General features: G+C 63.5%; 16 protein-coding genes. 5 read left to right on the forward strand and 11 right to left on the reverse strand.

Annotation, left to right across the window (positions count from 1 at the left end):
* Positions 1–315: 315 nt before the first annotated feature.
* Positions 316–1,026 (forward strand): hypothetical protein, encoded by a 711-nt coding sequence (locus NO360_RS09905; protein ID WP_256307645.1) that lies wholly within the window; start codon positions 316–318, stop codon positions 1,024–1,026.
* A gap of 66 nt (positions 1,027–1,092) precedes the next feature.
* On the opposite strand, the gene NO360_RS09910 is transcribed toward NO360_RS09905, so the two are convergent.
* From NO360_RS09910 to NO360_RS09925, 4 genes are all read right to left on the reverse strand, one after another.
* A complete protein-coding gene (locus NO360_RS09910; protein WP_256307646.1) occupies positions 1,093–1,929 on the reverse strand; it encodes a DUF7847 domain-containing protein in 837 nt (278 codons plus the stop codon).
* Positions 1,930–1,997: 68 nt separating this feature from the next.
* Positions 1,998–2,450: an ArsR/SmtB family transcription factor gene (locus NO360_RS09915; RefSeq protein ID WP_256307647.1), complete on the reverse strand. Its 453-nt coding sequence runs from the start codon at positions 2,448–2,450 to the stop codon at positions 1,998–2,000.
* 76 nt (positions 2,451–2,526) lie between these two features.
* The gene (locus NO360_RS09920) at positions 2,527–3,342 is read right to left on the reverse strand and encodes a DUF7847 domain-containing protein (RefSeq protein WP_256307648.1); all 816 of its coding nucleotides are present in this window, start codon (positions 3,340–3,342) and stop codon (positions 2,527–2,529) included.
* A gap of 133 nt (positions 3,343–3,475) precedes the next feature.
* The gene (locus NO360_RS09925) at positions 3,476–4,432 is read right to left on the reverse strand and encodes a M48 family metalloprotease (RefSeq protein ID WP_305149198.1); all 957 of its coding nucleotides are present in this window, start codon (positions 4,430–4,432) and stop codon (positions 3,476–3,478) included.
* 233 nt (positions 4,433–4,665) lie between these two features.
* Here NO360_RS09925 and NO360_RS09930 point away from each other — a divergent pair, with 233 nt between their 5' ends.
* Complete coding sequence (locus NO360_RS09930; protein WP_256307651.1) at positions 4,666–5,163, forward strand: CopD family protein; 498 nt, start codon at positions 4,666–4,668, stop codon at positions 5,161–5,163.
* Positions 5,156–5,638: a DUF7965 family protein gene (locus NO360_RS09935; RefSeq protein ID WP_256307652.1), complete on the forward strand. Its 483-nt coding sequence runs from the start codon at positions 5,156–5,158 to the stop codon at positions 5,636–5,638. The genes NO360_RS09930 and NO360_RS09935 overlap by 8 nt, the downstream gene beginning before the upstream one ends.
* Before the next feature lie 349 nt (positions 5,639–5,987).
* Here the strand turns inward: NO360_RS09935 and NO360_RS09940 are convergent, their stop codons facing one another.
* The 4 genes from NO360_RS09940 to NO360_RS09955 form a co-directional block, all read right to left on the reverse strand.
* On the reverse strand, positions 5,988–6,584 hold the full coding sequence (locus NO360_RS09940) for an LURP-one-related/scramblase family protein (RefSeq protein WP_256307653.1): 597 nt from the start codon (positions 6,582–6,584) through the stop codon (positions 5,988–5,990).
* A gap of 179 nt (positions 6,585–6,763) precedes the next feature.
* Positions 6,764–7,066 (reverse strand): DUF7521 family protein, encoded by a 303-nt coding sequence (locus NO360_RS09945; protein ID WP_256307654.1) that lies wholly within the window; start codon positions 7,064–7,066, stop codon positions 6,764–6,766.
* Complete coding sequence (locus tag NO360_RS09950) at positions 7,063–7,392, reverse strand: hypothetical protein (RefSeq protein WP_256307655.1); 330 nt, start codon at positions 7,390–7,392, stop codon at positions 7,063–7,065. Before NO360_RS09950 ends, NO360_RS09945 begins: the two co-directional genes overlap by 4 nt.
* Position 7,393: 1 nt before the next feature.
* A complete protein-coding gene (locus NO360_RS09955; protein WP_256307656.1) occupies positions 7,394–7,738 on the reverse strand; it encodes an ArsR/SmtB family transcription factor in 345 nt (114 codons plus the stop codon).
* A 162-nt stretch (positions 7,739–7,900) separates the two neighbouring features.
* Between NO360_RS09955 and NO360_RS09960 the strand changes: the two genes are divergently transcribed.
* Positions 7,901–8,827 carry a CPBP family intramembrane glutamic endopeptidase gene (locus tag NO360_RS09960; protein WP_256307657.1) on the forward strand — a complete coding sequence of 309 codons (927 nt, stop codon included), beginning with the start codon at positions 7,901–7,903 and terminating at the stop codon, positions 8,825–8,827.
* A 335-nt stretch (positions 8,828–9,162) separates the two neighbouring features.
* On the opposite strand, the gene NO360_RS09965 is transcribed toward NO360_RS09960, so the two are convergent.
* From NO360_RS09965 to NO360_RS09975, 3 genes are all read right to left on the reverse strand, one after another.
* Positions 9,163–9,783, reverse strand: a complete 621-nt coding sequence (locus NO360_RS09965; RefSeq protein ID WP_256307658.1) for a class I SAM-dependent methyltransferase — start codon at positions 9,781–9,783, stop codon at positions 9,163–9,165.
* 115 nt (positions 9,784–9,898) lie between these two features.
* Positions 9,899–10,210 (reverse strand): DUF7562 family protein, encoded by a 312-nt coding sequence (locus NO360_RS09970; RefSeq protein ID WP_256307659.1) that lies wholly within the window; start codon positions 10,208–10,210, stop codon positions 9,899–9,901.
* The gene (locus tag NO360_RS09975; RefSeq protein ID WP_256307660.1) at positions 10,207–11,850 is read right to left on the reverse strand and encodes an NADH-quinone oxidoreductase subunit D; all 1,644 of its coding nucleotides are present in this window, start codon (positions 11,848–11,850) and stop codon (positions 10,207–10,209) included. Before NO360_RS09975 ends, NO360_RS09970 begins: the two co-directional genes overlap by 4 nt.
* A gap of 163 nt (positions 11,851–12,013) precedes the next feature.
* Between NO360_RS09975 and NO360_RS09980 the strand changes: the two genes are divergently transcribed.
* Positions 12,014–12,670 carry a helix-turn-helix domain-containing protein gene (locus NO360_RS09980; RefSeq protein WP_256307661.1) on the forward strand — a complete coding sequence of 219 codons (657 nt, stop codon included), beginning with the start codon at positions 12,014–12,016 and terminating at the stop codon, positions 12,668–12,670.

Genomic DNA, 12,670 nt, shown 5'->3' on the forward strand with positions numbered 1-12,670 from the left:
AGCGACAGCGACGAACTCTCTCGGCGGAGGTCATAGGTCTCTTGGAGAATGAAACCAAATTTTGTGTGAACAGGTCGCAAAAAGCACCGCTCGGCCCGTTCGAGTCCCAGGGGGAGCGCGGAGAGACGTCGGACGCGGGTCGAACGGCCGGCGTCGGCGGCCGGCCACCCAGTGATTTATTTCAGGGCGGACAATAGCCGGCGATATGCCCTCCACGCATCCACGTGAACTGACCGTCCGCCGTGCGATGGCGAGTGAACGAATCAATCCCTCCGGGTCCAGGGGGTCGGAAGCCCGCTACGCCGAGCGTTGACGATGACGATGTACGACCGAACCCCCGCCGAGGAGTGTGTCGTCGTCGATCGCTGGGACGGCGGCCTCGGGTGGGTGTCGCATCCGGAAGAGACGGGTGTACGAGCGAGTCACGCGTTCGTCGACGAGGACGACGGTGTCTGGGTCGTGGATCCGCTCGAAGCGCCCGGCGTCGATGACGTGCTCGACTCGCTGGGGACGGTGACCGGCGTCGTCGTGCTCTCGAACTACCACGCTCGCGATGCGGAGGCGTTCGCGACGCGGTACGACGTTCCCATCTACCTCCCGTCGTGGCTCTCTCGGGCCGCAGACCGAATCGAGCGTCCGGTGAGAACGGTCACAGACACGATCGGATCCTCGGGCTTCGCGGTCCGCCGCTATGCGCCGTTCCCCGGGTGGAGCGAAGCGATCGCGTACCGCGAGGCGGACGGGACGCTGTACGTCCCGGACGCACTCGGCACGGCCCCGCTCTACACCGTCGGCGACGAACGACTCGGAACGTATCTCTTGTGTCGTCTCACCCCTCCGCGTGACGCGTTTGACGGGGTGACTCCCCGACGGATCCTCGTGGGACACGGCACCGGCGTGTTCGAGGACGCCGCGAGTGCACTCGCGGAGGCGCTCGACGGAGCGCGACGGGGCTTCCCGAAGGCACTCTGGCAGAATGGGTGGGGACAGCTCCGAGCGCTCACCGAGGCGCTCGGTGCGGCGTAACCCTTCCTCCCGGTGCTCCTACTCCTTCGAGTACTCAGGCCTCGACGACACACTGTCCGTACGCATTCAAACGTCGACGACACCCTGTACGTACAGATGGGCGTACGCACTGGCCCACAGGAGCGAGAGGAACTCGCCCAGACTCGCAGAGAGGGCCTCGAATAGTGGACCGACCGTAACGAGTCCGCCGTCCGGGGAAGCGCCGACCACGAAGACGCTGAGGGCGCTTCCCAGCGCGAGCAGGACGATCAGGAGGAGCTTCGCCCGGTAGTTCGTCGTGATCCGCCAGCTGATCCGGAGTGATTCGATCGGTCCGTACCGGCCGACGACGCACGCTTCCGGCGCGAACCAGAACCTGAAGAGGAGAAACAGGAACGGGACGGCGAAACTGATACCGCCGACCGCGGCGACGAGCGGAAACCCGAAGGTCTCGATCGGTGCCCCGCCCGTGATGGCGAGCAGCGCGAAAAGCGGCAGCGACAACACGAACGGGACCGTCAGCATCGCGAGCAGGATCAAAACCCCCATCCCGATGAACGCGGGGACGCGGGCAAGGCTTCTGCGGAGCCCGCCCCGAACGGTGACCGGCGTGCCCGTCAGTTCGCCCGCGGCGATCGTCGCCACGTAGGCGCGAAGCAGGACCACGAACGCGAACGTCGTCACTGCTTCGAGCCCGCCCACGGCGGGCGTCGGAAGCCCGTGGATGCCGTTCGCTTCGAGAAGTCGTCTCGCGAGGACGACGACGACTCCGAGTGCGACGACCGAGGGGTGGGATCGGAACAGTCGAACGGACCACAGGAGTGCGTCGAGGACGGTTCGACGCGTGGTGACCGTCTCGATGTCCCGGCATTCGAGACAGCCGCATCCATCGGTGTCCGCTCGCGCTCTGATCGTCGGTGGCACGTGCTCCCGGGTTCGAGCGCGGGCCGTAGAATCGTTTCGGGTGTGCGACTCGCGATACCGGCTCATCCTCACTCGCCGGTGAACAGACGCGAGATCGATTCGCCGATCGCGAGCAGTATCGAGGGCGGGCCGAGCAGCGACGCGAACGACTTGAACGCTCGTTTGAGAGTTGGTCGATCGTTCTCGGTGCCGAGGAAGAGCAGCGTCGGGTCGTCGGCGACGACGTAGACGTTCATCTCCCGTCCCTTCTCCGAGTAACACGTGTCCGTCACTTCGATCAGTCCGGCCGCTTCGAGATTGCGGAGGTGGTAGTGGCTGTTCTGGAGGCTCTGATCGAGGTGATCGGCGATCCTGGCTGGCGTCGCCGGCGTCTCGTTGAGCAGCCGGAAGATCTCGTAGGCGGTCTCCGAGGAGAGCGCCTCGATAGCGTCGCGCGTGGTGTCGTCGTCGAGCGTGAGTACGGCGGGCTCGCCGGACCGTTCGACCGAGGCGTCCGTCTGCGTCGGGAGGAGTCGTGCCATAGTTGTGGGGGGTGGACTTCTGAGTTCATTCGTCTCTACTGGGAAATCGGTGAAGTGGTTTGGGGTGCGACCGCGCTTACGCTGCGTCGCGGTCGGTCGGCTCGTTTCGGATCAATCGCACGTAGAACGCGGTGTAGACGGTGTAGAAGTACGCGAATCCGACCGCGGAGAGGACCGCCCCGATGGGGAGCAGCACCTGCACCGGGATCCCGACGTCGACCGGCAACACCGTCGTCGCATCGGCGTCGGTCAACAGCAGTTCGACCAGATACTCGGGGACGAGAAAGAGGTTCAAAAGCAGCACCCAGACGACCGAGAAGCCGACGACGCCCTTCAGATTCGATCGGACGAGGTGAACGCTCCGCCGAAAGGCCTCCGTCACGCCCGTGTCCTCGATCACGATCGCCGTGTCGTAGAACTGGAGGAACATAATCACCCCGAGCAGGAGCGCCAGCCAGACGAGGGAGACGGCGACGGCGGCGGCGAAGGCGGCCCTTTCGTCGATCGCGCCGAGCGCCAGGGCGCCCCCGAACCCGGTGATGAACCCGAACATACTCAGCACGAGAAACGCCGCGACCACGAGGAGCACGAACAGGATCGTCGCGAAGAGCAGACGGCGGTAGTATCTCCGTCCGGCAGATACGAAGTGAGTGAGCGACGCGTCACTGCCTTCCAGGGCGGCGCGAGCCATCCCGATGAACCCGCCGAGGAGAAACGGGAACAGAAGTACCCACGCCAGCGACGCACCGACTTCGAGGGGCGGTGATTCGACGAACTCGCCGACGCGTTGTAACTGGGAGCCGCCGGCTAACAACAACCCGGCGACGAACAGGATCGGGTTCGAACGGAGGGCGTTCGATCCGTCTCTGAATGCGGGGAGGACTGCGACCATACAGGGACGTGAGCGCTGACCGTCTTAGGTCACGCGTAGTCTCAAAACGAGATTGTATCCTTTGGCGCGATCGACTCCGCGGTTTTTTCGGTCGTTTCCGCTCACTGCTCGAACCGGGCACGAACTCTCGGCGTCACGCCGACGTCTCTTGCTCGTACTCGGCGGCGGAGAGCGTCTCGATCCGTTCCTCGGTCGGCGGGTGCGTCCGAAAGAGCCAGCGTTCGAGTCGGTGGAGTCGCGTTCGGAGCCACCAGTAGGAGGGCTCCGTCTCGCCCTCCGGGCCGAGCATCACCTTTTCGAGCTCCGCCGGTTCGAGCGGCAGGATCGACAGCGACGACACCCCAGAAGCGTCCCGCAAGTCCCGGGTCGGAGTGTCGGCGATGTCCTCGTCCAACCGCTTGAGAGCGCTGGCCAGGGCCGCGGGAGAGCCGGTCACCGTCGCCGCCGTGCGGTCCGCGGCGCGCTCTCTGACTCGCGAGAGCCGAGCCGTGATGGCTCGTCCCACCGTCCCGACGACCGTCGAGACGGCGGCGAGCGGGACGATGACGATAGCGGCCCATCCCGGGTCGTCGACAGCGGCGACTCGGGATCGCAGTCCCTCGGCGAGAACGACGGGGAGCGACACGGCCGTCATCACCATCGCGTCGCGGTTCTTGACGTGTGCGAGTTCGTGAGCGACGACGGCTTCCAGTTCCTCGGTCCCCTGGAGTGCGTCGAGCGTCCCGCGGGACAGTACGAGGTGCACGTTCCCCGGCCGGAATCCGACGGCGAGTGCCTCCGGGGCGCGCCGGTCGGAGATCGCGATCGTTGGCACCGGAACGTCGAGTTGCGCCGCTACTCTGGTGGCGGTTTCGTACAACGTCGGCGCGTCCGCACTGTCGACGCGGCGGGCGTCCGCGACGCGTTCGATCGAATCGAGCTGTTTGTACTCGAAGAGCCCGATAGCTAGGAGCGTCAGCGCGGCGATCCCAGTGGCGACGTACTCGGGTGACCCCGCACCGAAAGCCGCGAGGACGCCGTAGAACACGCCCCAGACACCGATAAGAAACCCGACGGTGAGGAGTGCTAACCCGAGGACGGCGGCAATCATTCCGAGGTACAGCGGGAGCGATCTGGAGGGCACACCCCGGAGAACCGACCGCACGTTGAAAAATTTTGAGTGAATCGCCCTGGTCGTGGGTAGTCACCTGATCGCCAACCGGTGAACCGCTTCTGGGGCTTTCGAGGCCTTCATCATCCTCGTGTCGACAGTCTCCGGCTACTCAAAGAGCGGCTTTCCAGAACGGCGGTGTCTTTTAGCTCTCGGGCGCGATGGGGGATCCGATGTCCCTGTCGCAAGTTGTCCCCCTTACGATTCGGACCCTCCACGTCCTGGCGATGGTCCTCGCCGTCGGCGGCACGGCCGCCGGCTGGTACGGCTTCCGTGACGAACCGATCGGCGACCTGGCGCTTGCCAGACGGTACGAGTGGGTCTTCTGGGCCGCGCTCGGCGTCCTGGTTCTGACTGGCGTCGGAAATCTCGGATCGCTCGGAGTTCCCGGGCCGGCGACGGATTGGGGCAGGACGCTCACGGTGAAACTCTCGCTCGTCGTCGCGGTGCTGTGCGTCTCGGCCGTCCGGACACTGAGTCTCGTTCACGCCGGAGAGCGGACGGACGTCGCGGACAGCACGGACGCTACCGACCCCGCGGACACCACCGATCCCACGGACGCCCCAGCGCCCCCGGCGGCCCTCCACCGACACCTCGGTCGTCTCTATGGGGTAACCGCCGTGCTCCTCGTCGTGATCGTCGCCCTCGCCGAGGTGCTGGCTCATGGGTGAGCGAACGCCGACGCTCACGACGTGGACGCTGGCGACGTTCGACACCTCGCTGTTCGTCCTCGTCGGTGTCATCGCGGCGCACGCGAGCGGAGTCCTGGGCGAACTCCTCTCCGGACTGAACACCGTCGTCGGGGTGGCTGCGTTCCTGTACGTGTGGCTTCTCTTCGTCGCCGCCGTCCGATGGGTGCTGGCCGATGCGGCGGTACTCCGGGCGTCGGCCCGAACCCTCGCACTCCGCAGCGTCGCCGCGGGCGGCGTCGCCGGCACCGTCTTTCTCCTGACCGTGTTGCTGGTCACCGTCGTTCCGTCGGCCCTCCTCGGGTCGATACAACCGATTTCGGTACTCCTGATACTGCTCATCGGGACCGCGCTTTCCGCGGTCGTCGGAGCGATCGTCGGACTCTCGGCCGGAGCTCTCAACGTCGCCGCGTCCCGCCTCGCGAGGTTCGCGCTGCCGGCGGGAGCGCGACCGTGACGCGCTCGGTCAGATTCCTCGTTTGCGCGTCCTGAGAGTGCCCCGGCTCGGAACCGGCGGCGTCTCTCCGTCCGGTCCGCTCACGGATTCCGACCCAGTCCGCGGTGGATGGGCGCAAACTGAGCCATCGAAAGACGCCGGTTCGTCTCCTCTCAGACTACGAAGCCGCAGGATGAGTGTTCGCCCTCGGGTGGTTCAAAACAGATCGAGGATTTCGAGAACCACGTCGACGATCCTGTCCAACGTGCCGCGCTCCTCGCTGTCCGCGTCCGAGGACGCGGTATCGGTGTCGTCTGTCATCTCCGCAATTCAACGAGGACCCGCGTCGCTGCGGTTTTGGACCGCCATCTCACTGGTTTTCGAGGGCGTCGAGGATGCACGCGGCGGCGATCACCGCTTCCTTCGGGACGTTGCTGGCGTCGTCGATGCTGACCGTGTACGTGTCCCGCAGGGAGAACTGCCCCTCGATGTCGCCGACGTGGTTGCCGTCGGCGTCGAATATCTCGTATTTGTTCGGGACGAGGTTCGCGACGGAGATGAGGTGCCGGAGCGCCGAGAGGAGCTTGTTCTTCGATCGAATAGTCGCCAGCGACTCGCCGGTATCCGGGTCTCGAACCGTCCAATTTTCCACGAATAGCGAGAGGTCTTCGTCGAGGACGACGATCTCCTCACCGGTGCCGGCGTCCGTGATGGCGTAGTTCCCGGCGATGTCCATAATGCCGCCTGCCTTCACGGAGAACGCGTCCTCGCCGTCGCCGGTGACGAACGGGAACTCCTCTTTCATCTTGAACAGTTTTTGCTTCCCTCGCAGGACGACGTTGCCGGCGCTGTCCCGGACGACGTACTTGTTCCGGATGGCGGACTGTTTGACCTCGTATCGGTCGTCGTCGAGATCGACCGTCGAGATGTCATAGGCTCTGGACTCGAACGCGGAGGGCTCTGACATAGTGACTGATGGCCCACGTTCGGAGAAAAGCTTTCCGCCGAGACTACGACGTCGCGACACGGCTCTCGAACGGAACCTGGAGAGACGGACTCGATCCGGAACCGAACCGGACGGGCGCTGCCGAATCGGCACGGTAGGAACACCCCGTCGAACTGCCCGCCGGTAGCGGTTACAGAGATTCACTCCGAGAGCAGCGCGAACAACACGGCACACAGCCCGGCAACAGTTACCACTCCCCGTGCGAACAGGACGATGCCCGCCCCGACGCCGAAGCCGCTGACCACGGTGACAGTGAGAAAGACGCCGGTAGTCAACAGCCCCACCCCGATGGCGAGCGAGCGCATCTGCGGCGCATCGTTGCGCTCGAACCCTCGATACGCCAGTATCGCGACGAAGAGTCCGACGACGGCCGTCAGTGCGCGCGTTGCCAACGCGATGCTGTCGGGAGAGACCGCCCCGACGAGGGGACCGGCAGGAGTCACTGCGAACCACCGCCGTAAACGGCCCAGAGTACGGCTCCCAACCCCGAGAGTTCGCACCCGCTCACGAGGAGCGACCGACCGACGGCACCGACAGCGGTGATCGTCGGCAGGCCGATCCGCAAGAGTTCGGGCACGGTCGTGAGCAGGGTCAGACCCACCGCCAGGTACAACATCCCCGGGCGGCCCGGTCCGCGACGGTATCCGCGAACCAGCACCAGCGCGATCGTCACCGATAGCGCGATCGAGAGCAGTGCGAGGACGACGACACCGAGTCCTAGCAGCGGATCGGACGACGAGGAACGAAGCTGGAGCAAGACGTGCAGCATCTCAGGACAACCCCTCGAACAGGTCGGTGAATCGGTCGGCCGGGTGTTCCGACGTCTCGGTGATGGCGACGTCGTACGAACCGTCGTCGAACGTGACGGTCACCTCGCCGACGGTCGCCACGTAGCGCTTGTAGTGGTGACCCTCCGGGTCGATCTCTTGCTGTTCGGCGACGAGGTCAGCCGCCGCTAGTCTATCGAGACGGCGGTACGCCGTCGGATCGGACATATCACACGCCGCACAGAGTTCGGAGACTGACATCGGTTCGGTGGTGAGTTCGGCGAGGATGGCCCGCGCGTACTCGTCGTCGAGCAGCGCAAGGATCTCGTCGTCGCCGTCCTCGTCCATATCTGAGACGTGTGACCGAGGGTGAAAAAAGGATCTTGCGGCTTCCGGCCCGGAAGCCGGTCCTGGGATGCTACGGCGACATCGCTGCTCCGTCGGAGTATGTCCCCGTCGCAGACGACTGATCGGACGATTTGGGAGCGCTTACGATGGGCGTGGAAACGGATGACGTGGCCGGTCTGGAACGACACCCACAACCGCCTCCGTGCACCGTTGCGAGCGCTGCTCCCGCTCGTTGGAACGTTTCTCGCTCTCGGGATCTTCCAGACGGCTGTCAGAGCGCGGTTCGAGCATCCAGTCCGAGAACTACTCGAACTGGTCGGACTCGCCGGAATCCTCGTCGCCGGGATCGTCGTCAGCGCGCGAGCGGTCGACCGGCGACCGATCACAGAATACGGTCTGTCAGCCGATCGAGGGTGGTGGCGTTCGCTCGCCGTCGGCGGAATCGTCGGGACGGTCGTCAACGCTGGCGCACTCGCCGTGTCCCTTCGTGCCGGCTGGGTTTCTATCGTCGGATACGCACACGCACCGGGCGTCCTCCCGTTCGTCCCGGCCACGCTCGTGGCGTTCGCGCTCGTCTCCGTCGCCGCCGCGTGGGAGGAGTTCGTCTTCCGGGCGACGATGCTGAAAAACCTCGCAGAAGGGGGCGAGCGGTTCCTCGAACGGTGGTCGACGGTTCTCCTCGCCCTCCTCCTCAGTTCACTCGTCTTCGCAGCTCTCCACGGTGGAAAAGTCGAGCACCTCAGTCAGTACGGTTACTATCTGTTGGCCGGAGTGGTGCTCGGTGGGGTGTACGTCCTCACCGGCGAACTCGCGGTCCCGATCGGGTTTCATACGTTCTACAACTACACGATGGGGTTGTTCGGGCTCGGCGTCTCACAGAGCGGCCCCGAACTCGTCGTCCTCGATCTCGTCGGTCCGGACCGGTGGGTCGGCGAGGAGGGGCTCGTCCACGTGGTCTTTGCGGCCGTCGGTGGCCTGTTGCTCCTATCGTATATTCGCTGGCGAGAGGGGAACCTCAGCCTGCACCACGGAGTGACTCGCTGGACGCCGCTCGGCGAGTCTGCGGCGAGCAGTGACGAGGACGAATAGTACGGGATCCGTCGACGCCGGACGAGAGCATCGGGCACACGGGAGTCGTCCCACGGGTCCGAGAAAGCCGCCGATCCGATCCCAATCGGGAGGAGACACGGCGAGCTGATGGTACACGAAGCTACATACGCGATCGACGGTCCGAACGCTCCCTGCCGCGGTGCTCCTGCCGATCGTTGGCCTCGCGACTATCAGGCCCGGGAGGGAGGCTCTGTTGAAGTCCGTAGAAAATGACGCTTTCTGGTCAGAGGTCGGCCAATACAGAAGAAGGCGTTCGTATCAGCTCTCGGTATTTGGGTCACGAGCGTAGTAGACGAGAGCCATCGAGATGCCCATCATCCATCACCGCCGTCCGGGTCGATCTCGAAGGTGGTGATCATCCCGAATAATCCAGTGGTGGTGTCTTGGACGGTGAGGCCCGCCTCGGCGACGACGTCACGTGGCCGTTGATCCCAGCGACAGCCGGTCTGGGCGTAGTGAGCATCGGTCCGCCACTCCTGATAGCTTGCGATCGGTCTCACGTCACTTCGACCGTGTTCGACTAAGCGGATCGTCCCCTCAGGCTTACATACACGACTCATCTCACGGAGCGCGGCGACTGGATCGGGGAATGTACACGTTGACAGCGACGAAATCACTGCGTCGAAACTGTCATCGGCAAAATCGAGATTCTGCGCATCCATCTGTAACAGCGTGCCATCGGTGTCAAGTTCTGTAAGCCGGTCTTCGGCACGTGCTAACATTTCCGGACTGATGTCTATCCCGACGAGTTCAACGGTTTCTGGAAGATACCGGAAGTTCGTTCCCGTCCCACAAGCGACGTCTAGGATTTTCCCGTCAACATCTCCGAACCGTGTGCGGCGGTAGCGGCCAGTGACGAGGTGAGCCAGCCAGTCGAATCGGTGAATCCAGTCAGCGTACTCGGCATACGAGTCCTTGATTTCCGCGAGCGACATCGGTCGGTTCGAAACCGGGTCGGTCTCGGTTCGAGAGCGATGCCGGTGGGAGCTCATCTGAGTCGTATTGTCAGGTGGTGTCATTTTTTGAGAGGTTGCGTAGGCGTTCGTTCTGTTATGATTCGTTCCGGGATTGATCCGCGTCGTCGGCTATGAGTTCGCAGAACTGTCTGAGGAACGTCCGTCGGTCGGTCCGGCCAGCACCGGCCGCGACGAGTGTCGCTTCCAGTCCGTCGCGGTTCTGATGACAGCACTCTCTATGGCAGGGTTTACAGAGGTATTCGAACTCCTTGTCGTCACGGTTCCAGCGGTCGCCCTGTTTGTCGTATTCTCGTGCAGCATCGCGGTCGATCGTCTCGCCGCAGGCGATACAGGTCACTTGCTGATCGGAGTCTCTCCGCCACGATGTGGAGGTCGGCACCGTCATCGATCGACCTCCCCCATAATCGTGTCGAGACTACCCAGTGTTGCGACGAGATCGGCGACGTACTCGTCTTCCGCCATCGCCGGCAGCGCCGATAGGTTCGAGAACGACGGTCCACGGATTTTGAACCGTGCGGGCGTGTCGGTTCCGTCTGCGCGGATGTAGATTCCGAGTTCGCCTTTCGCGCCCTCGACGGCCCTGTAACACTCCCCGGTCGGTTTCAACGTCCGCGGTACGTTGGCTTGGCAGGTCCGGTCCGCGTCCGGCCAGTCTGAGAGCAGATCGACGCACTGATCGACGATGGTTGCTGATTCTTCGATTTCTTGCAGTCGAACGAGCACGCGGGCGAAGTTGTCGCAGCCGTCACGGGTGATGACGTTCCATTCGAGACGGTCGTAGTGGCCGTACGGGTCGTCACGTCGGAGGTCGTAATCGATACCGGAGGCGCGAGCGACTGGCCCGGTGGCTCCATACTGCTTTGCGACTGCCGGTGGGAGCTCGCCGGTGTCGACACATCTGGCCTGGAAGACTTCGTTGCTCGTCAGGAGGTCGTGATACTCGGTGAGTTTCCGCGGCAACTCGTTGGTGAAGGCCCGGACGTTTTCGAGGAACTCCCCGCGCGGCTCGGGCAAGTCCCACGCGACGCCACCGACCCGGAAGAAGTTGAACATCATCCGCTGTCCGGTCAGGTCCTCCAGGAGATCCTGGACGACTTCCCGGTCCCGAAAACCGTACATAAAGGTGCCATTGAACTCGCCGCTGACGTCCAATGCGTACATCGCCGTGAATAACAGGTGCGAGAGAATTCGGGATAATTCGGCGCTCATCGTTCGGACGACTTGAGCGTACTCGGGGACGTCGATCCCGGCTAAGTCTTCGATGACGCGTGCGTAGGCCCACTCGTTCAGGAGACCCGCACCGCCCCAGTCCCAGCGGTCGGGGTACGGCATAATCTGATGGCGGTAGGTCCCCTGCTGGCACATCTGCTCCTCACACCGGTGGATGTACCCGATATCCGGCTCAACGTCGGCGATCGTCTCTCCGTTCAGTTCGACGTTTAAATGAAGGACACCGTGAGTCGATGGGTGGTGCGGTCCGATGTTGACGTGCATCGTGTCGGGGCCCTCACGATGATCTTCCTGTAGCGGGTTCGCGTGTTCGGACAACGGCACGATCTGGGGCCGTGTCTGATCGTAGTCCAGCGACAACGGATGTCCTTGCCACGTCTCCGGCAGCAGAATCCGCCGCAGGTCCGGGTGATCCTCGTACTCGATACCGACCAGGTCGTAGGCCTCACGTTCGTGCCACGCAGCAGTCCGGTAGACTGAGGCCGCTGAATCGCTCACGGGGTCGTCCTTCGCTGTCGGGACGACGACTGACAACTCGCGTGTCCGATCATCGTAGCTGGTGAGGTGATAGATCGTCTCGAAGCGGTCTTCGTACTCCTGGGCGGTCACACACGAACAGTGATCGAATCCCGCCACCGAGCGAAGCGTCGAGAGGACGCTCTGCACTCGGTCAGCGCGGATCACGACCGCAGGGGCGTTCTCGTGCGTTTCACGACCGACGATGACGTCGGTTAGGAGGGCGGAGACCGCCTCAGCCGGGGACTGCCGGGCGGGCGGGCGGTGATGCTGAGACATCGTCCTCGCGTACCAGTTCCGGATGTGGCCCGGTAGGCGCACTGCCTCACCGATGACGTAATATAAATACCAGTGGAATTTCGAAGCCGATTTGCTTCGTTGCGCGGCAGCGGTGAGCGGCTCCCCCGTAGTGATTTATTCCCCACGTGAGACAACTCGTCGTATGCGGTATCTCACGGTGGAGATCAAACCAAGTAACGGAGGTGCATTCCACCCGCTCGGGGACAAGCTCACGGAGGCACCGGGCATCGACCGAAGAGCGATTCATCACGTTGAACTGCTGGCCGACGGGACCGTGGTGCTACTGGCCGAAGCGAGTGGCAGTCAAGCGCAGTACGAACAGATTATGGACGAATCCCCGCACGTGATCGAGTATCTCGTCGCCGGGGACGACCGTTGGATGGCTGTGAGTCAATTTGACCCGACCGACGAAGTCCGAAAGGCGCTGGCGCTCCAGCAAGAGTCGTTTCTTGTGGTTGACACCCCGATTCGCTTCACTTCCGAGGACCATCTCAAGATCACGTACCTCGGGACAGACGATACCTTCAGAAAACTGTTCGACTACGCCGACGAACTGGATTCGATGGCGGTCGACATTCTCGAGATGGGCGAGTACAAGGCTGACGAGTCGTCCCTCAGTCGGTTGATCACCACTCGCCAAGAAGAAGTCCTTGAGGCAGCCGTAGAGTTAGGGTATTACACCGAACCACGTCAGGCGTCACTCGAAGAGGTCGGGGATGCCATCGGGATCTCTCCAGGAACAGTGGGTGAACACCTTCGAAAAGTCGAAGAACGCGTCTTCAGCGAGATTGTCCGCTAA

The organism is Halobellus litoreus (genome assembly GCF_024464595.1).
GTDB lineage: Archaea > Halobacteriota > Halobacteria > Halobacteriales > Haloferacaceae > Haloquadratum > Haloquadratum litoreum.

Coding starts and splice junctions, on each gene's coding strand:
- NO360_RS09905 (WP_256307645.1), top strand. CDS start 316: ATGACGATGTACGACCGAACCCCCGCCGAGGAGTGTGTCGTCGTCGAT.
- NO360_RS09915 (WP_256307647.1), bottom strand. CDS start 2,450: ATGGCACGACTCCTCCCGACGCAGACGGACGCCTCGGTCGAACGGTCC.
- NO360_RS09920 (WP_256307648.1), bottom strand. CDS start 3,342: ATGGTCGCAGTCCTCCCCGCATTCAGAGACGGATCGAACGCCCTCCGT.
- NO360_RS09925 (WP_305149198.1), bottom strand. CDS start 4,432: ATGATTGCCGCCGTCCTCGGGTTAGCACTCCTCACCGTCGGGTTTCTT.
- NO360_RS09930 (WP_256307651.1), top strand. CDS start 4,666: ATGTCCCTGTCGCAAGTTGTCCCCCTTACGATTCGGACCCTCCACGTC.
- NO360_RS09935 (WP_256307652.1), top strand. CDS start 5,156: ATGGGTGAGCGAACGCCGACGCTCACGACGTGGACGCTGGCGACGTTC.
- NO360_RS09940 (WP_256307653.1), bottom strand. CDS start 6,584: ATGTCAGAGCCCTCCGCGTTCGAGTCCAGAGCCTATGACATCTCGACG.
- NO360_RS09950 (WP_256307655.1), bottom strand. CDS start 7,392: ATGCTGCACGTCTTGCTCCAGCTTCGTTCCTCGTCGTCCGATCCGCTG.
- NO360_RS09955 (WP_256307656.1), bottom strand. CDS start 7,738: ATGGACGAGGACGGCGACGACGAGATCCTTGCGCTGCTCGACGACGAG.
- NO360_RS09960 (WP_256307657.1), top strand. CDS start 7,901: ATGACGTGGCCGGTCTGGAACGACACCCACAACCGCCTCCGTGCACCG.
- NO360_RS09965 (WP_256307658.1), bottom strand. CDS start 9,783: ATGTCGCTCGCGGAAATCAAGGACTCGTATGCCGAGTACGCTGACTGG.
- NO360_RS09970 (WP_256307659.1), bottom strand. CDS start 10,210: ATGACGGTGCCGACCTCCACATCGTGGCGGAGAGACTCCGATCAGCAA.
- NO360_RS09975 (WP_256307660.1), bottom strand. CDS start 11,850: ATGTCTCAGCATCACCGCCCGCCCGCCCGGCAGTCCCCGGCTGAGGCG.
- NO360_RS09980 (WP_256307661.1), top strand. CDS start 12,014: ATGCGGTATCTCACGGTGGAGATCAAACCAAGTAACGGAGGTGCATTC.